The sequence below is a fragment of the Bacillus sp. HSf4 genome (genome assembly GCF_029537375.1).
In the GTDB taxonomy this organism is placed as follows: domain Bacteria; phylum Bacillota; class Bacilli; order Bacillales; family Bacillaceae; genus Bacillus; species Bacillus sonorensis_A.
The window spans coordinates 1,721,760-1,744,068 of the sequence record NZ_CP120679.1 but is presented as its reverse complement, the minus strand read 5'-3'; the positions used below and the strand labels follow the sequence as shown (position 1 = coordinate 1,744,068).

The window sequence follows — 22,309 nt, the reverse complement described above, 5'->3', positions numbered from 1 at the left end:
CGGCATCGGTCACATTTCCATCCAGGATGTTGATTCAGGATTGACTTTCCATTCTTTCAGCTTGACGGCATCCGCTTCTTTGATCATACCTTCGGCAAGCGCAGCTTCCGTCAAGGTGTCATAATCGGTGAGTGTATAATAGGCGATACCTGCCTCACCAAAAGCGGCGGCGGCTTTGTCGAGGCCGTATGTGAAGATCGCGGCGACGCCGAGCACCTCACATCCGGCTTCTTTCAGCGCGGCGGCGGCTTCAAGCACACTTCCTCCTGTTGAAATCAAATCTTCGATCACAACGACTTTTTGGCCATTACTTACGGCCCCTTCGATTTGATTTCCTTTTCCGTGCGCCTTCGGCTTGCTTCTGACATAGCACATCGGCAGCTGCAGCCTGTCAGCGGCCAGCGCAGCATGCGGAATACCCGCTGTCGCCGTTCCGGCGATCATTTCCGCTTCGGGAAATTTGTCTTGTATCAATTCGGCAAGGCCGGAAGCGATGGTGTCGCGCACTTCGGGGTATGAAAGTGTCAATCGGTTGTCGCAATAGATCGGCGACAGGATGCCGCTTGCCCATGTGAACGGCTCATTCGGCCTCAGGAAAACCGCTTTGATTTTTAATAGATGGTTGGCTATCTCTGTTTTCATGCCTTGATTCCCTCCCATTGAAACGCTATTTTCTGATAGGCTGCGACCGGATCCGGCGCCTTTGTGATCGACCGGCCGACAACGATCGCCGAAACGCCTTTTTCCCTTGCGTATTCCGGCGTCGCTACTCTGACTTGGTCATTGGTATTGTCATCTGCCAGGCGGATTCCCGGTGTGACGGTCAGAAAATCAGGAGCTGCAGCCTGATAAATGCGCTCAGCTTCATGTACGGAGCAGACGACCCCGTCGAGCCCGCTTTGTGCAGCCAATCTGCTGTAGTGAAGCACAGCCTCCTCAAGCGGCGCTTCGATCAAGAGTTCGCTTGTCAGTATGTCTTGGGACGTGCTGGTCAGCTGGGTCACCGCGATTAATGACGGCCGTTTTTCTCCGGCAGGGGTTCCGGCTTCAAGGCCTTCCACCGCAGCTTCCATCATCTGCTTTCCGCCGGCGGCGTGCACATTGACAAGGTTAACGCCGAATCCCGCCAGCCTTTTCATCGCTTTATATACCGTTGTCGGGATGTCATGGCATTTCAAATCAAGGAAAATGCGGCAGTCCCGCTGCTTCAGTTCTTCAAGAATGGAAGGGCCTTCTTGATAAAAAAGCTCCATTCCAACTTTGACAAAAAGCTTCTCCCCTTGAAAACGGTCCAAAAACGCAAATGTTTCGCGCGCTGATGCAAAATCAAGCGCGATGATGGGCTGCGTATGCTTCATCCTTCCAGCTCCTTCCGATACACTCTTCTAAGGAGTGATATCCGTATTTTTCTAAAACGCGCGGCAGCTCGTTAATGATGTCCGGGCAGGCAAACGGGTTGACGAAGTTAGCTGTGCCGACGGCGACAGCGCTAGCTCCGGCCAGGAAAAATTCGAGGGCGTCTTCGGCAGACTGGACACCGCCCATGCCGATGATCGGAATGTTAACCTTCTGGCTGACTTCATACACCATCCGGATCGCTACAGGCTTCACGGCAGGGCCGGATAATCCTCCTGTTTTGTTGGCGAGGATCGGTTTTCCCGTTTTTAAGTCGAGTCTCATCCCGATCAGCGTGTTAATCATCGTTAAACCGTCTGCTCCCGCCTCTTCAATGGCAAGAGCGATTTCTGTCACATTCGCGACATTCGGCGACAGCTTGACATAGATGGGAACGCTCGACACTTCTTTCACCGCTTTCGTCAGTTCACCCGCCATCCCCGGGTCTGTCCCGAAGGCGATGCCTCCGGTTTTGACATTCGGGCAGGAAATATTGAGCTCAAGCGCGTGCACGTTCGGCGCCTTGCTGACGGCTTCGGCCACTTCGACATAGTCTTCAAGCTGTGATCCGGCGACATTGGCGATGATCGGTGTGTCAAACTGTTCAAGCCATGGCAGCTCGTTTTCCATGACAGATGCAAGACCCGGATTCTGCAGTCCGATCGCATTGAGCATGCCGGCCTGCGTCTCGGCGACCCGCGGTGTCGGATTTCCGAAGCGGGGCTCGCTCGTTGTCGCTTTAATCATGATGGCGCCAAGACAGGAAAGATCGTAAAAGTTAGCAAACTCTTTTCCAAAGCCAAAACATCCGGAAGCCGGCATGATCGGGTTTTTTAATTTAAGGCCTGGCAAATTCACATCAAGCATTACAAAAGCACCTCCTGCGCTTTAAAAACGGGGCCGTCAAGACATACCTTCACATACGATGTTTCGCTTTCTTCCGTATGGCATACACAGGCAAAACAGGCGCCGATTCCGCAGCCCATCCGTTCTTCCATTGAAAGGTAAACCTCTTTGTCAGGATAGCGCTGTTTCAAAGCTTTCAGCATCGGTGTCGGACCGCAGGCCAGAAGATAATCGAACTGAAGCCCGCGGGCTTCGATGACATCTGTTACAAATCCTTTTGATCCGTGAGTGCCGTCCGCTGTCGCGATAAACACCGGTCCGAAGGCGCTAAATTCCCGCTCATAAAAGACATCCTTTGCAGATCCGAATCCTAATACACTTATGACGTTGACCCCTTTTTTTGTCAGCTGTTTGGCGAGCTCGTACAGGGGCGGGACCCCGATTCCGCCTCCGACCAACAGAGCCGTTTTTCCGCTTGCGAGCGATTCGGCCGGAAACCCGTTTCCAAGCGGACCAAGGACATCGACTTGATCCCCTTTTTGCTTTAAAGAAAGAAGGCTTGTGCCTTCTCCCTCTTTACGGTAAATGATCGTAATCTCCCGCTTGTCCTTGTCGACCTCGGCGATGCTGATCGGTCTTCTCAATAAAGGAGCCACAGATTCCGATACTTTTATATGAAGGAACTGGCCGGGAGTGCTGCACGCCTCGGCAAGCTCTCCTTCCAGCACCATTTGATAAATACTGTCTGCTATACACTCGTTTGCGCGAACCGTCATATTCCCTTTTTTCATTGGACAACAGCTCTCTCTTGCTTGATTTTCACAGCAGGCATATGGTCGGCGCGGAAGCTCATGCTTTCAAGCACCCGGAGGATTGCTTCAGCCGTATCTAACGATGTCAGGCAGGCTACGCCGTTTTCAACAGATTCACGTCTGATTCTAAAGCCGTCTCTCGCCGGCTGTTTTCCTTTTGTCAGCGTGTTGACCACAAACTGCGCTTCTCCGTTGCGGATGACATCGAGCAGATTTTTCCCTTCTTCACCGATTTTCCCGACGGTTTTAGCCGGTACGGATGCTTCGCGCAAGTACTCGGCGGTTCCTTCTGTAGCCAGGATGTTGTAGCCGATTGAATGGAACCGCTTGGCGATCGCAAGCCCTTCCTCTTTATCTTTGTCAGCAACAGTCAGGAGCACGGACCCGTAATTTGGAATTTGAATACCTGATGCAATCAGCCCTTTGTAGAGCGCCTTTTCCAATGTGCTGTCCTTGCCCATCACTTCTCCGGTCGATTTCATTTCCGGTCCGAGAGTGATATCCACTCTTCTGAGCTTCGCGAAGGAGAAGACAGGAACTTTGACATAGACGCCTTCCTGTTCTTTTTGCAGGCCTTCCGCATAGCCCATGCCGGCCAGCTTCTGCCCGAGAATCACTTTTGTCGCAATGTTTGCCATCGGAATTCCGGTGATTTTGCTGAGGAACGGCACCGTGCGGCTTGAGCGCGGATTCACCTCAAGGACGTAGACCTCATCTTTAGAAAGGACAAACTGAATGTTGAGCAGTCCGATGATGTTCAAGCCTTTCGCAAGCTCGATCGTATATTGTTCAATCTTTTTCTTGATCCCTTCAGAGAGCGATTGCGGCGGATAGACGGCAATCGAGTCTCCGGAGTGGACGCCGGCCCGTTCGATATGTTCCATAATCCCCGGAATCACGACCGTGTCGCCGTCAGAGATCGCATCGACTTCAATTTCTTTTCCGATCAAATATTTATCGATTAAGACAGGATGCTGCGGATTCACTTTCACCGCATGTTCCATGTAATGGAGAAGCTCTGTTTCATTGTAGACGATCTCCATGGCCCGTCCCCCGAGTACATATGATGGACGGACAAGAACCGGATAGCCGATATTGGCCGCGATTTTGACGGCGCCTTCTACAGATGTTGCCGTTTTCCCCAGCGGCTGCGGAACATTCAGCGCCTCAAGCGCCTGTTCAAACTTGTCGCGGTCTTCGGCTCTGTCCAAATCTTCAAGCGATGTACCGAGAATCGCAACGCCGCGGTCTGCAAGTTCATCGGCAAGATTGATCGCCGTTTGTCCGCCAAACTGGACGACAACGCCTTTCGGCTGCTCCAAATCGATAATATGCATCACATCTTCAACTGTCAGCGGTTCAAAATACAGCTTGTCGGAGATGCTGAAGTCTGTCGAAACCGTTTCCGGATTGTTGTTGATAATAATCGCTTCATAGCCCGCTTCTTTAATGGCCCAGACCGAGTGAACGGTTGCATAGTCAAATTCAACTCCCTGGCCGATCCGGATCGGTCCTGATCCGAGAACAATGACACTGTCTCTCTCTGTTCTTTCCGATTCGTTTTCTTCTTCATATGTGCTGTAGAAGTAAGGCGTTTCTGATTCAAACTCGGCCGCACACGTATCGACCATTTTATAGACAGGTGTGATGTTCGCTTCTTTCCTGAGCTCATACACTTTTCGTTCAGGCATATCCCACAGGCGGCTGATGAAGCGGTCGGAAAAGCCGAGCTCTTTCGCTTCCTGCAGCAGTGCGAGATCACCGCGACCCGCTTTCAGCACCTCTTCAAAGCGAATGATCCCCTCGAGCTTATGAAGGAAGAAAAGGTCAATCGCGGAAAACGCGTGGAGATCTTCCACAGTGTAGCCTCGTCTGAATGCATCAGCCAAATAAAAGAGCCGTTCGTCGCCTGCTTTTTTAATCCGTTTTTCCAAAGTTTCGTTTGAAATGGTTTGCGCATCTTTCAGTTCCAGATGGTAAACATCTGCTTCAAGCGAACGAACCGCTTTCAGAAGCGATTCCTCCCATGTTCGGCCGATCGCCATCACCTCGCCCGTCGCTTTCATCTGTGTGCCGAGCTTGCGGTTTGCCGATTCAAACTTGTCAAACGGCCAGCGCGGGATTTTCGAGACGACATAGTCAAGGGCCGGTTCAAAGGAAGCGTATGTTTTTCCTGTCACAGGGTTCATCATTTCATCTAAGGACAGGCCGACAGCGATTTTGGCAGCCAGCTTTGCGATCGGATACCCGGTCGCCTTTGAAGCGAGCGCTGATGAACGGCTGACCCGCGGATTGACCTCAATGATGTAGTATTGGAAACTGTCCGGGTCAAGCGCCAGCTGGACATTGCATCCGCCTTCGATTTCAAGCGCGCGGATGATTTTTAAGGATACATTGCGAAGCATTTGATATTCGCGGTCGCTTAACGTCTGGCTCGGTGCGACAACAATGCTGTCTCCGGTATGAATGCCGACCGGATCGATGTTTTCCATATTGCAGACGACAATGGCGTGGTCGCTCGAATCCCGCATCACTTCGTATTCAATTTCTTTGAAGCCGGCAATGCTCTTTTCCAAGAGACACTGGTGAACCGGGCTCATTTTCAAGCCGTTTTCAACGATTTCTGAAAGCTCCGCTTCATTTGAACAGATCCCTCCGCCTGTTCCGCCAAGCGTGTAAGCGGGTCTGACGATGACCGGAAACCCGATTCGCTCGACAAACGCGCGGGCTTCATCCAAAGAATGGATGATCTCGCTTTCCGGCACAGGCTCGTTCAGCTCATTCATCAAGCTTCTGAACAGATCGCGGTCTTCCGCCTTTTGAATGGCAGACAATTTCGTGCCGAGGACTTCAACACCGCATTCGGCCAAAATTCCTTGCTCTGACAATTCAACCGCCAAGTTCAGTCCGGTCTGGCCGCCAAGGGTAGGCAAAATCGCATCTGGACGCTCCTTGCGGATAATCCGTGTCAAAAACTCAAGCGTCAGCGGCTCGATATAAACCCGGTCTGCCATCTCAGTATCCGTCATGATCGTTGCCGGATTGGAATTGACAAGAATGACTTCATAGCCTTCTTCTTTTAAAGCGAGACACGCTTGTGTGCCCGCATAATCAAATTCCGCCGCCTGGCCGATGATAATCGGCCCTGATCCGATCACCAATATCTTTTGAATATCTACGCGTTTAGGCATACCGCTTCCCCTTCTTTCTCTGTGGTTTCAATCATGGCTAGAAATTGATCAAACAAATGGTTGGCATCCTCAGGACCCGGTGAAGCTTCCGGATGATACTGAACCGTGAAAGCCGGTTCGTATTGATGCTTCAGCCCTTCAATCGTGTTGTCGTTGATGGCCACATGTGTGACTTCAAGAGGCGTATTGTCCACAGATGATACCGTATAGCCGTGGTTTTGCGCCGTGATCGACACCCTGCCTGTTTTCAGCTCTTTGACCGGATGGTTGGAACCGCGGTGGCCGAACTTCATTTTGACGGTTTCCGCCCCGCAGGCGAGTGCAAACAGCTGATGGCCGAGGCAGATGCCGAATAACGGCACTTTGCCGAGAATGTTTTGAATCATTTCAATCGCTTCAGGCACATCCTTCGGATCTCCTGGTCCGTTTGACAGCATGACACCGTCCGGCTTCAGCTGCATGACTTCTTCAGCCGTGACATTGTGGGGAACGACAATGACATCGCATTTGCGTTTGTTCAGTTCTCGCAAAATACCGTGTTTCATGCCGAAATCAACGAGCACGATCCGCTTTCCTCTTCCAGGGCTCGGATAGGCGGTTTTTGTTGAGACTTGGCTGACCTGGTCTGTCGGAAGGCTTGTATCTTTCATTTTTCTGATCAAAGCGTCCGCATCCTCATCAGAGCCGGCAAACATTCCTTTCAGCGTTCCTGCCGTGCGGATCATTCTTGTCAGCTTCCTCGTATCAATTCCGGACAAACCAGGGATGTTTTTCATTTTCAAGTATTCATCTAGCGTATAGGCTGAGCGCCAGTTTGATGGGAGTTGACATAACTCTTTTACGATAAACCCTTTCACATACGGTGTAATCGATTCGAAATCGTCTCTGTTGATGCCGTAGTTTCCGATCAGCGGGTAGGTCAGGGTGACGATTTGTCCGCAGTATGACGGATCTGAAAGGATTTCCTGATAGCCTGTCATCCCTGTGTTAAAAACGACTTCTCCCATGCTGTTGTCCAGACTGCCGAACGCTTTCCCTTCAAATATCGCTCCGTTTTCTAATATAAGACGTCTTTTCATTTTACAAGCCTCCCCTTTTCGTAAACGAGTTTTCCACCGGCCATTGTCAAGACCGGCCAGCCGAAGCAGCTGATGCCGTTAAACGGCGTGTTTCTTCCTTTGGAAAGGAAGCTCGTTTTATCAATCGCTTCTTCTTTCTCAAGATCGATCAATGTGATGTCCGCCGGCCGTCCAACTTCAAGTCTTCCGTATGGCAGTCCGAACGCTTCACAAGGTTTGACCGTCATATAATCAAGCAGTTGTTTTAATGTCCATGCACCGTTTTTGACAAAGTGTGTGTAAAGCAGCGGAAAAGCCGTTTCCAATCCGACGATTCCAAATGGGGCGAGGCTCATCGTCTGCTGTTTTTCCGCTTCTGTATGCGGCGCATGGTCTGTAGCGATGAAATCGATCGTTCCATCAAGAAGGCCTTCAAGCAGTGCTTCCTTGTCATCTTGGCCTCTGAGCGGCGGATTCATTTTGTAGTTTGTATCAAGCCCGGGGATGTCGCTGTCAGAAAGCAGCAAGTGATGCGGTGTCACCTCGGCTGTCACGCGGATACCCGCTTTTTTTGCATCGCGGACGACTCTGACCGATTCCTTCGTACTGATATGACAGACGTGGTAATGGCAGCCCGCCGCTTCCGCCAGGAGAACGTCCCTGGCGATATGAACCGCTTCACATACGGAAGGAATCCCGTTTAAACCGTGAGCTTTTGCAAAATCACCGTCATGGACGCTGCCGCCGTAGATTAAAGTATTGTCTTCACAATGGGCAACGATTGCTTTATTGATAGAAGCCGCTTTTTTCATCGCTTCAAACATCATACCCGCGTTCTGGACGCCGACACCGTCATCGGTAAAGGCAAATGCGCCCGCAGCTGAAAGCCCTGCAAAATCGGTCATGTCCTCGCCGACTTGTCTAACCGTGATGGATGCGTATGGAAGGACCCTGACGGCAGACGTTTCGTGAATGCGGCTTGTCAGCCACTCCATTTGTTCCGTCGTGTCGGGGACGGGGCGTGTGTTCGGCATGGCGGCGACTGTCGTAAATCCGCCTCTTGCCGCCGCTTTTGAACCCGTTTCGATCGTCTCCTTTTTTTCCCCGCCGGGCTCTCTGAAGTGGACGTGAAGATCGACAAGCCCCGGGGAAACGAGGAGCCCCTCCGCATCAATGACCGCTTCGCCGGGTGCAGCCTCAAGGCTTCCGAGTTCGCTTATGGCTTCACCAGTGACCCTGATATCGCGCTTGACCTTTTCTCCTTTTTCGTTGAGCATAAAGCCGTTTTTAATTAAATAAGACATAAGCTTGATCTCCCCTTTTTTCATTTTCGCCTAGTTCGAGCGCCCGTTTTAAAACCGCCATTCTGATGTAGACGCCGTTTTCCATTTGCTTGAAAATCCTTGATTGAGCGGATTCCACCAGCGCACTGTCAATTTCGACACCGCGGTTGACCGGAGCCGGATGCATGATGATCGCATCCTTTTTCAAACGCTTTGCCCGTTCAGTCGACAATCCGAATGTCTGCAAATAATCGCTGGCATCTGCTTTTGCTTGATGGCGTTCATGCTGGATTCTCAGCAGCATCACGACATCCGAATCGGCAACAGCTTCATCTGCCGCAACATACGTTCCGTAAGGATTATCCTCATCCCTCCACTCAGCAGGTCCTGAGAAGAGAACCGTTGCCCCGAGCCTTGTCAGCACTTCGGCGTTTGATCTGGCCACTCTGCTGTGCTTGATATCGCCGTGAATGGAGACGGTTAATCCGTCAAATTTGCCCCATTCCTCATAGATCGTCATTAAGTCGAGCAAAGATTGTGTAGGATGCTGACCGCAGCCGTCACCTGCGTTGACAACCGGGATGCCGACACGGCCGACCAATTCCTTGTAGTAATGATCTTCCGAGTGCCTGATGACACAAACGTCGGCGCCGATGGATTCAAGCGTCCGCACCGTATCGTACAAAGATTCCCCTTTTTGAACACTTGTCGATACACCGTCAAGATTCAACACATTCATGCCAAGCTTCTTTTCTGCGACTTCGAAGCTGAAACGGGTTCTTGTACTCGGCTCAAAGAACAAGTTGGCGGCAAATTTTCCGGAGAGAACGTGATCTGATTTGCCTTTTTTGAGCTCCTCCGCCTCTTGAATCAACCCAAAAATGTCCTCGATACTCAACTCGTTCATTGCGGTCAAATGTTTCATTTGTTTTCCCCTCCGCTTTCATCGGATTTTCCGTAAAAAAAACCCCAAGCCATGGGAGCTTGGGGTACAGTAAATCAGAGAATGTGACAGCACTTCTCTTGTTAACAACCCTTCCAAGCCTCTCTGGACTTCAATTAAAAGGTCTTCATATTTGCTTTTTACACTTCTGTCGCATCCTGCTCTTCCTTGGATTCAGGCAGGACAAGGTTCAATATGACGCCGACGATAGCCGCCAGCGCCATGCTGGACAGTTCGAATCCGGAGATTTTGATAAATGCGCCGCCGACTCCAATGACGAGGATGACGGATGAAATGATCAGGTTTCGCTTATTTTCCAAATCGATTTTATTGTCAATCAGCATCCGCAGTCCGCTAGAAGCGATGATGCCGAAGAGCAGGAAGGATACACCGCCCATGACAGCAGACGGAACTGAGCTGATCAGCGCCGACACCTTGCCGATAAACCCGAAGCAAAGTGCGATGACGGCCGCTCCTCCGATGACAAACACGCTGAATACCCGTGTGATCGCCAGGACACCGATATTTTCGCCGTACGTTGTTGTCGGCGGTCCGCCCAAGCATGAAGCAAGCATTGTGGCCACACTGTCACCGAAGATGGAGCGGTGAAGCCCCGGCTTGTTGATGAAATCGCGGCCAACCACTTTGCTTAACACCATCTGGTGGCCGATATGTTCCGACATGGTGACGAATGCGACAGGAACCATCGCAAGACCGGTGACAATAGCGGCTATACCCGGCGTATAATCGACAAACGGGAGAACAAAATCAGGAACCGCAAACCATTTGGCATCAGCCACGATTTGAAAGTCGACAATCCCTTGGGTGAGCGCGTACAAGTATCCGCAAATAATTCCGATCAACACCGGGATCAGGCTGAAGAATCCGCGCAAGAAAATGGCACAGATGATGGTCACTGCCAGCGTAAACCCGGCTACGCCAAAGTGTTTGGCGCTGTAGACAAGCGTTTCGGCGTTCGGATTTTCATACATTGCCATATTGACCGCTGTACTCGCCAGTCCGAGTCCGATGACGATGATAACCGGTCCGATGACGACCGGCGGAAGAAGCTTCATCAGCCAGCCCGTTCCCAGCCGCTGAATGAAAAGGGCAATCAATCCGTAGACGATTCCGGCCATAAAGGCCCCGATCATGGCAGCTGCCGGCCCGCCGGCCGCTTTGGCTGCAAGAATCGGCGAGATAAAGGCGAACGATGAACCTAGGTAGGCGGGAATCTGCCCTTTCGTGATCAACAGGTAGGCAAGTGTTCCGAGTCCACTCGTAATCAGCGCCACTCCCGGGCTTAAGCCGACAAGCTTCGGCACAAGGATGGTCGCGCCAAACATGGCGAACAGATGCTGAAGGCTGAAGGATAGCCAATTCAGCGGTTTTGGCACATCTCTTACATCTAAGTTCATATTTTTCATGCTCATAATTTTCCTCCTGATGTTCGATTCGTAATCTATGATGTCTTCTTATGTTGTCAAGATAACGCCATAAAAAAAGCCTCTTTGCATATGTGCGCAAAGAGGCAGACAAAAACCGTCACTGCTGGCGGTGACTTTAAGTTAGTGTCTAGATCCCTCTTTGCAAACTCACTGGAATGCATTTAAAAAAGGATATATCATTTATTTTTTGTAGATTGCGGCAAGGTCGCGCCCGTCCACTTCCTGAAGCTCAACCATAACCTTTTCGGCTTTGGATGTCGGAATGTTTTTCCCGATAAAGTCAGCCCTGATCGGAAGCTCTCTGTGGCCTCTGTCAACCAGTACAGCAAGCTGAATCGCAGATGGACGTCCGACATCGACGAGGGCATCCATCGCCGCTCTGACCGTCCGTCCTGTGAAAAGCACATCATCCACGAGTATGACTTTTTGGTCATTAATGTCAACCGGGATGTCCGCGCCTTTGACAAGCGGTTCTTCATTGGACGTTTTTTTGGACAAATCGTCTCTGTACAGCGTAATATCGAGTTCTCCCACCGTCACGCTGTTTCCTTCAATTTGTTCGATCCGTTCGGCGAGTCGTTTGGCCAAGTAGATGCCTCGCGTCTTGATGCCGACAAGGATACAGTTGTTCATTCCTTTGTTTCGCTCGATCATTTCGTGGGCGATTCTTGTCAGCGCCCTTCTGATCGCCTGTTCGTCAAGTACAACAGCCTTTTCTTGTTCGTGCATGGCTTAAAGCACCCCGTCTCTTTCTAAGGATAAAACAAGAACCCCTTCCGCTAAAAGGCAGAGAGGGGTTCTGTAAGCGAATGGTATCATTCACTTGTCCGCTATCCTTCTCAGCCTCTCTGGACTGTGTTAAAGAATCTGATGTAACTGCATTTATTATTTCAAAAAAGAAACCGCATGTCAATGATTATTTCGAAGATTGTCGATGAGCGTTTTCATATCTTCAGGCAATGGAGCCGCAAATTCGATATATTCCCCTGTGCGCGGATGATCAAATCCCAACACTCCGGCATGAAGCGCCTGGCCGTTGAAATCGATCGTTTTTTTCGGACCGTATTTAGGATCCCCGGCCAGAGGAAAACCGATGTATTTCATATGAACGCGAATTTGATGGGTCCTCCCGGTTTCCAGACGGCACTCAACAACGGAAAAATGATCGAACCGTTCTTTCACTTCAAAGTGAGTGACGGCGTGCTTGCCGTTTTCTCTTGTAACCGTCATGCTTTGCCTGTCCTTTTTATCCCGGCCGATCGGTGCATCGATTGTCCCGTGGTCATGCGGGATGACACCATGGACAAGCGCCGTGTATTTTCTCGTCACCGTTTTATCGACGAGCTGGTTGACAAGCGATTCATGAGCCAGATCGTTTTTGGCAACCATCAGCAGGCCTGAGGTGTCTTTATCGATGCGGTGGACGATCCCGGGACGCATGACACCGTTGATGCCGGACAAATCATTGCAGTGCGCCATCAAGCCGTTGACAAGCGTTCCCGTCAGATGGCCGGGAGCAGGGTGGACTACCATTCCGCGCGGTTTATTGACGACAAGGACATCCTGATCCTCATAATAAATATCCAGATCCATCGGTTCCGGTTCGACATCGAGCGGCTCCGGTTCAGGAACATCGACTTTCACAACATCTCCCGGCTGCACTTTGTGATTGGCTTTGACAGCCTTTTCGTTTACCTGTACGCGTTCTTCCTTGATCCATTGCTGTACTTGAGTCCGCGACCAGTCTGATTCGACCGCGGTCAAGTATTTATCAATCCGTTCACTTTTATGGGCTTCCGGAACGGTCATTTCATATTGCTCCATGTTACAGCTCCTTCTTCTTCTTTCCGTCTAGCAGCATTTGCACAAATAAAAGCAGGACGCCGATGCATAATGATGAATCAGCGATGTTGAAAATCGGGTAATGATAGTTGACGATCGTGACATGAATAAAGTCGACAACCTCTTGTCTGGCGGCTCGGTCGATAAAATTGCCGACAGCCCCGCCAAGCATCAGGCCGAGTGCGGTCCCGAGCAGCATTTGCCCTTTTGCATGCTTTTGGATGTAGTAGACAAGACCGATGATGACGACCGTTGTGATGATGTAAAAAAACCACATCTGCCCTTCAAGAATGCCCCAGGCAGCGCCTGTATTCCGGTGGGAGGTGATCTGAAAGAAGCCGTCGATGACAGGGATGCTTTCTCCGTATTCCATCCTGCTGACGACAAGCCATTTTGTAAATTGGTCGATACCGATGATTATCAGTGCAATTATGTAATAAGGCACACACTGTTCCTCCAGTTTCTGTTTCTCTTCATTTAAGCATTTTACCAAGAAAAAGAATCGGAGTAAAGGAATATTCATTGACATCCTTAAAGAGGAAAGCGAAGCTTCCCCCTTTAAGGCATTTAAGAAAACAGTGCTTGACTGTAGGTTTCATCTGTTTCGGCCCAAATGGGCAGCGTCTTTTTCTCAAACTGAATGTGGTACAAAAAATCGTTCGCCGTTCTCGCAGTCGGCAGAACAGCAAGTTTTGCAAGCGGAATCGCCTGACCCGTTTCTTCACAGATCCCGTATGTTCCGTTTTCTATTTTGGAAAGGGCCAAAAGCACATCCTGCAGTTCTTCTTTTACATGGTACATCAAAGTTGCCTGCTGATATGAATTGATTGTCGGTGAATCTTGTTGAAAAAAGGAATACTCAAATAATCTTGACTCCAGTTCCTCCTTCATTTGAAGAAGCTCTGTATGGATGTTCGCCAGCTGGTCATTCACTCCTGAATCAACTCCTGCTTTTAGCGTTGTGCCTTTAGTGTTACCGACAATTTCGATCTCCAAGCCCATAAGATTTTTCCTGACGTACAAAACGATGTCAGTTCCTGAAAAAAGCTGTTTTTTAAGTAAAAAAACAGCGGCTCGGAAAACCGAACCGCTGTTGCGTTCATTTTAATAATATGTTTTGACAATCCCTGCGCAGCGAGGGCAAAGTTCAGGGTGGTCAGGATCCTGGCCGATTTCTTTTGAGACCATGCGGCATCGTTCACAAGTCTCTCCGTCCGCTTGGGCGACGACGATTTTTCCTGTTTCAAACGATTGCGCCTCTTCCGGAGCTTCCGCTTCAGTTCCGCCGATTGCGAACTCGGAAACGATGAAGAGCTGTTTGACATCCTCATTGATGGAAGCTAATAATGCCTTGGATTGTTCGTTCGGATAAAGCGTCAGGCTCGCAACGGAAGATTTTCCGATGATCTTATCATTACGGGCATTTTCCAGCGCTTTTAAGACATCATCGCGGAGCGTCATGAAACGGTCGAATTTCTCTTCCGTCTCTTTTGCGTTCGGAATGTCCTTCGTCTCCGGCATATCGCTGAGCTGGACGCTTTGTTCCGATACGAATGTAAAGTGGCTCCACATTTCATCTGCTGTATGCGGCAGGATCGGCGCGATCAGCTTGACGAGGGCAAGCAGCGTTTCATAAAAAACAGTCTGCATGCTGCGGCGGTCTTTGTGATCAGCATGTTCAATATAGACGACGTCTTTTGCGAAATCCATATAGAACGAGCTGAGTTCGATTGCACAGAAGTTATGAACCGCATGATAAATTACCGCAAAATCATATTCTTCATACGCTTTTTTCACTTTTTCAATCAGGTTGTTCAGCTTGATCAAAATATATTGATCCACTTCACGAAGATCGTTTGCAGAGACAGCATCTTTCGCCGGGTCAAAATCGCTGATATTTCCGTGAAGGAAACGGAACGTGTTGCGGATTTTCCGGTATACTTCTGCGACCTGTTTTAAAATCGCGTCAGATACGCGGACGTCCGCTTGATAATCGACAGATGCAACCCACAGCCTGAGAATATCGGCGCCAAACTGGTTCATGATTTTTGCCGGTACGACGACATTGCCGAGCGATTTGCTCATTTTCCGGCCTTCGCCGTCAAGCGCAAAACCGTGTGAAAGGACGCCTTTATACGGCGCTTTTCCCGTTACGGCGACAGCCGTTGAAATCGATGAGTTGAACCAGCCGCGATATTGGTCAGACCCTTCAAGATAAAGGTCAGCAGGTCTTACCAAATCATCGCGCTCTTCCAAGACGGCCTGGTGGGATGAACCTGAATCAAACCAGACATCCATGATGTCCTGCTCTTTCGTAAACTTGCCGTTCGGGCTTCCAGGATGTGTAAATCCTTCAGGAAGCAGCTCATTCGCTTCTTTTTCAAACCAGATGTTTGATCCGTGCTCCCTGAACAAAGCGGAGACGTGTTCAATCGTTTCATCGGTGATAATCGGTTCACCGTTTTCCGCATAAAATACCGGAATCGGCACGCCCCATGCCCGCTGTCTTGAAATACACCAGTCGCCGCGGTCGCGAATCATGTTGTAAAGGCGGGTTTCACCCCATTCAGGCACCCACTTCGTTTCTTTAACAGCCTCAAGCAGCTCGTTTCTGAAATCTTTGATGGAAGCGAACCACTGAGCAGTCGCGCGGAAAATCGTCGGCTTTTTCGTTCTCCAGTCGTGCGGATAAGAGTGGGTGATAAAATCCAGCTTCATGAGCGCGCCTTTTTCTTCAAGCTTTTCGGTAATCGGTTTGTTGGCCTGATCGTAAAACAGTCCTTCAAATCCAGGCGCTTCGCTTGTCATATTCCCTTTTTCATCAACTGGGCAAAGGACATCAAGCCCGTATTTCTGGCCGATGATAAAGTCGTCTTCACCGTGTCCCGGTGCTGTATGAACACAGCCTGTGCCCGCGTCTGTTGTGACGTGTTCGCCGAGCATCACAAGCGAATCTCTGCCGTATAAAGGATGAGCGGCCACGATGTGCTCCAAGTCTTTTCCTTTAACCGTTTGAACGATTTCATGATCTTCAAATCCGATCGCTTTTGCTACGCTTTCCACCAATGCGCTGGCGATCACATAGCGTGAGCCTCCCGCAGCAACGACGCTGTATTCCAGCTCAGGATGTACCGCGATTCCAAGGTTCGCCGGGATCGTCCATGGCGTTGTCGTCCAGATGATGAATTTTTCGCCGTTTGTTAAAACCCCTTTGCCATCCTTCACATCAAACGCGACATAAATGGATGGTGAGCGCTTGTCATGATACTCGATCTCCGCTTCCGCTAAAGCCGATTCGCTCGAAGGAGACCAGTACACAGGCTTCAGCCCTTTGTAGATATAGCCTTTTTTTGCCATCTCGCCAAACACTTTGATTTGCTGTGCTTCAAACTCAGGCTTCAGCGTGACATATGGATTTTCCCAATCTCCTCTGACGCCCAGGCGTTTAAACTGCTCCTTTTGGCCTTCGATCTGCTGCCATGCATATTCCTCGCAAAGCTTGCGGAATTCGGCGACCGTCATTTCTTTGCGTTTGACTTTTTTATTTTTTGTCAGCGCCGTTTCAATCGGCAGTCCGTGAGTATCCCAGCCAGGTACATACGGCGCGTGGTAGCCGCTCATTGATCTTGAACGGACGATGAAGTCTTTTAAAATTTTGTTCAGCGCATGACCCATATGGATGTCGCCGTTTGCATATGGCGGCCCATCGTGCAATACGAACATCGGCCTGCCCGCCGTCCGTTCCTGCACAAGGCTGTAGATATCCATGTCCTCCCATTTCCCCTGAATTTCCGGCTCCCGTTTCGGCAGGTTTCCTCTCATTGGAAAATCCGTTTTCGGCATTAAGAGCGTGTCTTTGTAATCCATTATCATTCCTCCAAAACATCTTTTCTAAAACAAAAAAAGCCTCTTCATCCCATAAGGGACGAGAAGGCTTTGATCTCGCGGTACCACCCTTTTAGATAAGCTGCAGCTTATCCGCTCAAACATCGTAACGTGATGGGACGTCCTTTCCTACTGCGCGGTTCAGAAAGGAAACTTAAGGGCTGATCCACATGAATCCCAACAATCCCGGGCTCACACCGCCCCCGGGTCGCTTCGATTGCTGATTTAGGAATTATGTCGGTCCCTCTCAAACGTTTTTCACTCGATTTTATGAACGTATTATATGCGAACGCATGACAACATGTCAAGAATGAATGAAAAATCTATTCTTTTTCATCCATGACCGCGTCGACTTCGTATTCAAGCAGATGATCCCAATCGTCATTCTTCAGCAGGTCAAGCTGTGCTTCAATCAGCATTTGGAATCGGGTTCTGAACACTTTTGATTGCTTTTTGAGCTCTTCGATTTCCATCGCGATTTTTCTTGATTTAGAGAGCGATTCGTTAATAATCCGGTCCGCGTTTTTTTCAGCCTCGCGGATGATGAGCTTCGCTTCTTTCTCCGAATTGCGCTTTACGTCCTCCGCCGCTTCCTGTGCGACAAGAATCGATTTATTCAATGTTTCTTCAATCGTTGAGAAATGGCCGAGACGCTCGTCCAGCTCATTCACCTTTGCTTCAAGCTCGCTTTTTTTGCGCAGCACGATCTCATAATCTTTTCTCACCTGGGCCAGAAATTCGTTTACTTCATCTTCATCATAGCCGCGGAACGCTTTCGTAAATGTTTTATTATGAATATCATTTGGCGTCAAAGGCATGCTGCCCACCTCCATTATTTTCTTTATGTACAATTGTCCTTGTTCACATTATAAAGCAAAATTCGACCGGACGGAGAAAAAACTGTGAAATTGGCTTATTTTTGCAGTTCAAACGACAATCTCCATTTGCCCTTTTTCGTTTTGCCGTCAATGTTTTTCAGCCTGAAGCGGCCAAAACCGCGCACGGACAGCATATCCCCTTCGAGAAGTGTATAAGAAGGGTCTTCGATAACCTTCCAATTCACTTTGACGAGTCCGTTTTTAACAAGAACCTGCGCCTTTTGCCGGGATTGTCTGCTCACTGCCGAGCAAACCGCATCAAGCCTTAAAGATGAAACAGTGTCATCCCTTATTTCGACAGCTTGCTCCGGTACTTTAAGTTTTGACAGCGGAATTTTTTCCAGTGATACTTTCACCTTGCCGATTTGCCCAAGTTGGGAAAATACAAAATCAGCGACCTCTTCCGAACAAACAAACTGCCATGTCCCGTCCGCAAAGATCAAGTCACCGAACTTTTGCCGCTTCAGCCCGATCCCCATTAAAGATCCGAGAAGCTCGCGATGTTCGATGGAGGCGAACTTCTGCGGATACAGCACTTCATAGGCCTGAAGCTGAAAATCTTCCGCGGACGGCTCGACGTATTCCGGATAAAAAACGGCCCTTTTCCGTTCGGCTTCAGGAAAGCCGCCGAAAAAGGCGAGCTTCACCTCATCCGACTGGCCGACGAGAGAATTCAAAATCACCTGCTCCCGCGGGTCCAAAAAATCGGTGAGTTTCATCCGATATTGATCGGCCGCTGTTTGTTTCCATTCAAGAGCCTTGTCAATAAACGGCTCCTCATCTTTTCTGAAATGCTGGTAAATATCGCTCATTGTCTATCCTTTCCAAGTAAACAGGCTTGGCTGTAAGCCAAGCCAAAACTTGCCCTAAAACATTTGAAGGCGGCGCTTTGCCGCGTTCTTCGGCAAGCCCTTCCCTCCTTAAAGGGGCGATGTCTTAAAAAGCGCCGAGCATTCTGAAGACCGCGATCAGCCCCATATCTGCGAACCGCAGGACGAAGATCGCCACAATCGGCGAAATGTCAATCATGCCAAGCGGGGGAATGATTCTTCTGAACGGCTCCAGATACGGCTCACACACGGACGCCAAAACCCTGCCGAATGATGTTGCTCTTGCATTCGGCACCCAAGACATAAAAATGTAAATAATCAGCGCAAAGGAATACACGGTTAGAAGCATGCTTAAAACTTTGTAAATATAAAATAGGATCATCTGCGATTTACCACCTCTGATGTTCTTCTTCAATGAGCTCGGAAATTGTGCCGGAGACATCGACGTTTTCAGGCGTGCATAAGAAGATGTCCGCACCGATCCGCTGAATATCGCCGCCGAGGGCATATACCGTTCCGCTTAAGAAATCGACGATTCTTTTCGCCTGATCATGCTGGATGCGCTGCAAGTTGACGACAACCGCGCGGCGGTTTTTGATATGATCGGCGATCTCCTGGGCTTCCGCGTATACACGGGGCTCACTTAACACCACTTTAGAAGATTTCTGCACGCTTTGCAAACTGACAACATTCTGCTTCCCGGCCGCTTTTGACTGGTAGGCGGCTTTGTCTTTCGGCTCGTGCTCTTCAGGGATTTCTTCCCTGTCCGTTTCAATATATTCGTATTCATATTCCTCGTCATCCAAGGAAAAAAAGTTTTTAAACTTGTTTTTAAGACTCATGTTTGTCCACCTCCAGTTTCATTTCCGACTAAGGAAGAACCGATTCTGACGAATGTTGCGCCTTCCTCTACGGCGATTGTAAAGTCGTTTGACATGCCCATTGAAAGCTCATCGCACGGGGCATTCCATTGATCAAGCCGCCGCACCTCGCCTGCGAGCTCTCTCAGCTGGCGGAAACAGCTTCTGATTGCCTCCTCATCATCCGTAAAAGGAGCCATCGTCATTAATCCCGCAATCCGAATGTTTTCGTAGGCAGACAGTTTTTTTACAAAAGGAAGAACTTCTTCTTTTGTCATGCCGTGTTTTGAAGATTCAAGGGAAGTGTTGACCTGAACAAAACAGTCAACCGGCTTTTTCGCCCTCTTTTGAATCTCGTCGGCCAGTGAAAGCCTGTCTAAAGAATGGATATATGAGACATGATCGATAATGGCCTTTACCTTTCTCGTCTGCAAGGTTCCGATAAAATGCCATACCGGTTCGCTGTCTTTCAAAGCATCGAGCTTGTGAAGCAGCCCGGTATCACGGTTTTCACCCAAATGCCTGATTCCCGCATCAAGCGCTTCCTGCGCCCGTTCCGGGGAAACATATTTCGTGACAGCGATGACGGATATTTCATCGGGGGTTCTGCCCGCTTTGATACACCCTTCGTTGATTCTGTCATTTATATGTCGTAAATTGCTTTTTACATCCAACTGTAAGCTATACCTCCTTTAAACCGATGAAGGACATCATCCGTCCCGTCTTTCCCTGATCTCTGCGGTGGGAGAAAAACAGCGAACGCTCGCAGCTCGTACACAGTGAACTGACCTTGATCTGATCATTCGGAATTCCCGCATGAATGAGAAGCTGTCTGTTCACCTCTTTTAATTCAAGACGGTACTCCCCTTCTTTTATCGGCAAAAAAGCTTTGTCTTCTTGCTGAAGAGGAAGGCTTCTGACTTTGTTCATCACATGGTCATCGACAATGTAGCAGCATGATCCGATCGCAGGCCCGATAACCGCCTGGATGTCGCGGGGATTAGATCCTTCCTGTCTGACCCAGGTTTCAATCATTTTGCCGGCGATTCCTTTGACGGTTCCTTTCCATCCGGCGTGAGCAATTCCGACAAGCGAGCGGACCGGATCATAAAAATAAACGGGAACACAGTCCGCAAAACAGAGTGCCAAAAATACATTTGGCTCGTTTGTATAAAGCCCGTCTGTTCCCCGGAGAGCCGTTTCATATTGTAATGCGCCGCTGCCGCGGTGTTCGTGTGTCACTTTTTGAATCCGGTCTTCATGGGTCTGATCGGCAAACACCCAATGATCGAGGTCTGTCTCTAAAATATCGGCAATTTTTTTTCGGTTGTTTGCAACATGCCGCCGATCATCCTGCACGTGCAGTCCTGTATTTAATGTTTGAAAAGGCGGCTTGCTTTCCCCGCCGTTTTTTGTCGTAAATCCGGCTGTAATCGCTCCGCCGTTTTTCGCCGTCCAATCCTCTATCAAAAGCATTGACGGAGCATCAAGACGAAAGGGTTTATATGTACTCATGGTGATCAGCCTTTCGACAAGCATCGTAGTCTTTCATCATATCGCTCCTATTTTAACACATCTTGATGCATTCGTTTAGTTTCGTTTCAAAAAACTAAACGAAATGTATTTTTTGAAACAATATTCACCTTTTTTCTGTTCAGCTTAAACGGACGAGAATGACATCTTCTCCAATTTTGACTATATTTCGCCACGGAATGACGATTTCCTCTTCTTTTCCGAAAAATCCAAAAACTTTACCTGATCCGCCGATGACGATCGCCTGTATTTTACCCGTCGTTACATTTATATCAATATCACCGATGCTGCCCAGTTTCTTGCCGTTTGACACATTGACAACGTCCTTCACCTGGAAATCGGAAATGTTCATCATATAAGCCGCACGCCTCCTCTGATCGTGTATCCTTTAAAATTATATGAAAGGCAGTCTTTCATTTAGACTGCCTTTCCGCCTTTTTATTCCGCTTTTTTGACGCCGATTAAAACATCGAGATCAACCGTGATCGAAGCGGCTTGGTTCCGATTCAAAAAGTCCGCAATCCGATCATCCTTTACGCGCCATGACAAAGGGGTCATCCGGAGCAGCCGGCTGAGCTCCTCCCGGTTCAGGACGCAGCTGTATGAAAGCTCTATCCTGTCTATCAGCGCAAATTGCGCGAGGAAGCGACCGGCCGTATCGTGATTGGAATAAACGGACTTTTCCGGCCCATCATAGAAAGCTTCCCTTAATTCCTGCAGATAGCCGGCCTTTGGCATCACTTTAATCACCATGCCATCGGCAGATATCAGCCTTTTGAACTCCGCATAGTTGGAAGGTGATAAAATGTTCAAAATCACATGAAATGATCGGCGCTGAAAAGGAGCGTTCGCCAAATCAGCGACAAACCAGATTAGTTCGGCATCACGCCTTGCCGCCGTCAAAATCCCCGCTTTTGACAAATCGATTCCAGCTCCGAACACCCTGCCGCCAATCTCGGCTTTAAGATCTTCTGTGATCCTGATCAGATGGGACCCTTCACCACAGCCCGCATCAAGAATCCCGATCGGCTTCTGCCTCAGCGGCAATGCTTGCTTGAGTAGGCTCGTCAGCACTTTATACAAGGGCTCGAAAAATCCGCTGTCAGCTATCATTTTTCGGGCCTCGAACAGCTCTTGATCATATTTTCCGGCCTTTGTATTCGCCGCAACATTCACATATCCTTGTTTGGCTAAATCAAATGTATGATGATTGACACAAGCGAGGCTTTTGAAGCCCGCCACTTTCATGTCCGCAGCGCAGAGCGGGCATTGAAGCACTTTTTCAAACCTCTTCATCAGCACTGCGCTTCTCATCTTGTTATTCATGACAGCACCTCTTTCATTCACAAATGGAGATAAATGAAAAAGGCATAGACAAATAAACCCGCTCCATCAGCGTTTTTAAAACCTGACGGTGTGGATTTGCTTTAAGTTTGTCTATACCTTGCATTTATCTATAGCGAATGAATTGGATGATCATGAAAGAAAAACTCCTTTTATGGGAA

22 protein-coding genes and 1 other annotated feature are annotated in these 22,309 nt (G+C 49.2%); all 22 genes read right to left on the bottom strand.

Going from position 1 to position 22,309, the window contains the following annotated elements:
- Positions 1 to 9 precede the first annotated feature (9 nt).
- On the bottom strand, positions 10 to 642 hold the full coding sequence (gene pyrE, locus P3X63_RS08905) for an orotate phosphoribosyltransferase (RefSeq protein ID WP_347176592.1): 633 nt from the start codon (positions 640 to 642) through the stop codon (positions 10 to 12).
- Positions 639 to 1,358, bottom strand: coding sequence for an orotidine-5'-phosphate decarboxylase (gene pyrF, locus P3X63_RS08900; RefSeq protein WP_277692748.1), 720 nt, complete (start codon positions 1,356 to 1,358; stop codon positions 639 to 641). The genes pyrE and pyrF overlap by 4 nt, the downstream gene beginning before the upstream one ends.
- Positions 1,327 to 2,262 (bottom strand): dihydroorotate dehydrogenase, encoded by a 936-nt coding sequence (locus P3X63_RS08895; protein ID WP_026586902.1) that lies wholly within the window; start codon positions 2,260 to 2,262, stop codon positions 1,327 to 1,329. Before P3X63_RS08895 ends, pyrF begins: the two co-directional genes overlap by 32 nt.
- A complete protein-coding gene (locus P3X63_RS08890; RefSeq protein WP_026586901.1) occupies positions 2,262 to 3,032 on the bottom strand; it encodes a dihydroorotate dehydrogenase electron transfer subunit in 771 nt (256 codons plus the stop codon). Before P3X63_RS08890 ends, P3X63_RS08895 begins: the two co-directional genes overlap by 1 nt.
- A complete protein-coding gene (gene carB, locus P3X63_RS08885) occupies positions 3,029 to 6,244 on the bottom strand; it encodes a carbamoyl-phosphate synthase large subunit (RefSeq protein ID WP_277692747.1) in 3,216 nt (1,071 codons plus the stop codon). Before carB ends, P3X63_RS08890 begins: the two co-directional genes overlap by 4 nt.
- A complete protein-coding gene (locus P3X63_RS08880; protein WP_026586899.1) occupies positions 6,229 to 7,323 on the bottom strand; it encodes a carbamoyl phosphate synthase small subunit in 1,095 nt (364 codons plus the stop codon). The genes carB and P3X63_RS08880 overlap by 16 nt, the downstream gene beginning before the upstream one ends.
- A complete protein-coding gene (locus P3X63_RS08875) occupies positions 7,320 to 8,606 on the bottom strand; it encodes a dihydroorotase (protein WP_077736870.1) in 1,287 nt (428 codons plus the stop codon). Before P3X63_RS08875 ends, P3X63_RS08880 begins: the two co-directional genes overlap by 4 nt.
- Positions 8,590 to 9,510 carry an aspartate carbamoyltransferase catalytic subunit gene (locus P3X63_RS08870; RefSeq protein WP_026586897.1) on the bottom strand — a complete coding sequence of 307 codons (921 nt, stop codon included), beginning with the start codon at positions 9,508 to 9,510 and terminating at the stop codon, positions 8,590 to 8,592. Before P3X63_RS08870 ends, P3X63_RS08875 begins: the two co-directional genes overlap by 17 nt.
- 158 nt (positions 9,511 to 9,668) lie before the next feature.
- Positions 9,669 to 10,961 carry a uracil permease PyrP gene (gene pyrP, locus P3X63_RS08865; protein ID WP_026586896.1) on the bottom strand — a complete coding sequence of 431 codons (1,293 nt, stop codon included), beginning with the start codon at positions 10,959 to 10,961 and terminating at the stop codon, positions 9,669 to 9,671.
- Positions 10,962 to 11,156: 195 nt separating this feature from the next.
- Complete coding sequence (pyrR, locus tag P3X63_RS08860; protein ID WP_026586895.1) at positions 11,157 to 11,705, bottom strand: bifunctional pyr operon transcriptional regulator/uracil phosphoribosyltransferase PyrR; 549 nt, start codon at positions 11,703 to 11,705, stop codon at positions 11,157 to 11,159.
- 180 nt (positions 11,706 to 11,885) lie between these two features.
- Entirely contained in the window at positions 11,886 to 12,800 is a 915-nt protein-coding gene (locus P3X63_RS08855) for an RluA family pseudouridine synthase (protein ID WP_026586894.1), read from the bottom strand.
- A gap of 1 nt (position 12,801) precedes the next feature.
- Positions 12,802 to 13,341 (bottom strand): signal peptidase II, encoded by a 540-nt coding sequence (gene lspA, locus P3X63_RS08850; RefSeq protein WP_256860416.1) that lies wholly within the window; start codon positions 13,339 to 13,341, stop codon positions 12,802 to 12,804.
- Between the two features lie 44 nt (positions 13,342 to 13,385).
- Entirely contained in the window at positions 13,386 to 13,751 is a 366-nt protein-coding gene (locus P3X63_RS08845) for a TraR/DksA family transcriptional regulator (RefSeq protein WP_026586892.1), read from the bottom strand.
- A 171-nt stretch (positions 13,752 to 13,922) separates the two neighbouring features.
- Positions 13,923 to 16,685, bottom strand: coding sequence for an isoleucine--tRNA ligase (gene ileS / locus P3X63_RS08840; protein ID WP_026586891.1), 2,763 nt, complete (start codon positions 16,683 to 16,685; stop codon positions 13,923 to 13,925).
- A gap of 51 nt (positions 16,686 to 16,736) precedes the next feature.
- Positions 16,737 to 16,964 (bottom strand) — a binding site (T-box leader).
- Positions 16,965 to 17,026: 62 nt separating this feature from the next.
- Positions 17,027 to 17,521 carry a septum site-determining protein DivIVA gene (gene divIVA / locus P3X63_RS08835; RefSeq protein ID WP_026586890.1) on the bottom strand — a complete coding sequence of 165 codons (495 nt, stop codon included), beginning with the start codon at positions 17,519 to 17,521 and terminating at the stop codon, positions 17,027 to 17,029.
- A 95-nt stretch (positions 17,522 to 17,616) separates the two neighbouring features.
- The gene (locus P3X63_RS08830) at positions 17,617 to 18,393 is read right to left on the bottom strand and encodes a YlmH family RNA-binding protein (RefSeq protein ID WP_026586889.1); all 777 of its coding nucleotides are present in this window, start codon (positions 18,391 to 18,393) and stop codon (positions 17,617 to 17,619) included.
- Between the two features lie 124 nt (positions 18,394 to 18,517).
- Entirely contained in the window at positions 18,518 to 18,793 is a 276-nt protein-coding gene (locus P3X63_RS08825) for a YggT family protein (RefSeq protein WP_026586888.1), read from the bottom strand.
- 7 nt (positions 18,794 to 18,800) lie between these two features.
- Positions 18,801 to 19,253: a cell division protein SepF gene (sepF, locus tag P3X63_RS08820; RefSeq protein ID WP_026586887.1), complete on the bottom strand. Its 453-nt coding sequence runs from the start codon at positions 19,251 to 19,253 to the stop codon at positions 18,801 to 18,803.
- Positions 19,250 to 19,945, bottom strand: coding sequence for a YggS family pyridoxal phosphate-dependent enzyme (locus tag P3X63_RS08815; protein ID WP_026586886.1), 696 nt, complete (start codon positions 19,943 to 19,945; stop codon positions 19,250 to 19,252). The genes sepF and P3X63_RS08815 overlap by 4 nt, the downstream gene beginning before the upstream one ends.
- A gap of 7 nt (positions 19,946 to 19,952) precedes the next feature.
- Positions 19,953 to 20,786, bottom strand: coding sequence for a peptidoglycan editing factor PgeF (gene pgeF, locus P3X63_RS08810; protein WP_026586885.1), 834 nt, complete (start codon positions 20,784 to 20,786; stop codon positions 19,953 to 19,955).
- A gap of 139 nt (positions 20,787 to 20,925) precedes the next feature.
- Entirely contained in the window at positions 20,926 to 21,159 is a 234-nt protein-coding gene (locus P3X63_RS08805) for a YlmC/YmxH family sporulation protein (RefSeq protein ID WP_026586884.1), read from the bottom strand.
- Positions 21,160 to 21,242: 83 nt separating this feature from the next.
- Positions 21,243 to 22,130 carry a putative RNA methyltransferase gene (locus P3X63_RS08800; protein WP_277692746.1) on the bottom strand — a complete coding sequence of 296 codons (888 nt, stop codon included), beginning with the start codon at positions 22,128 to 22,130 and terminating at the stop codon, positions 21,243 to 21,245.
- Between the last annotated feature and the right edge of the window lie 179 nt (positions 22,131 to 22,309).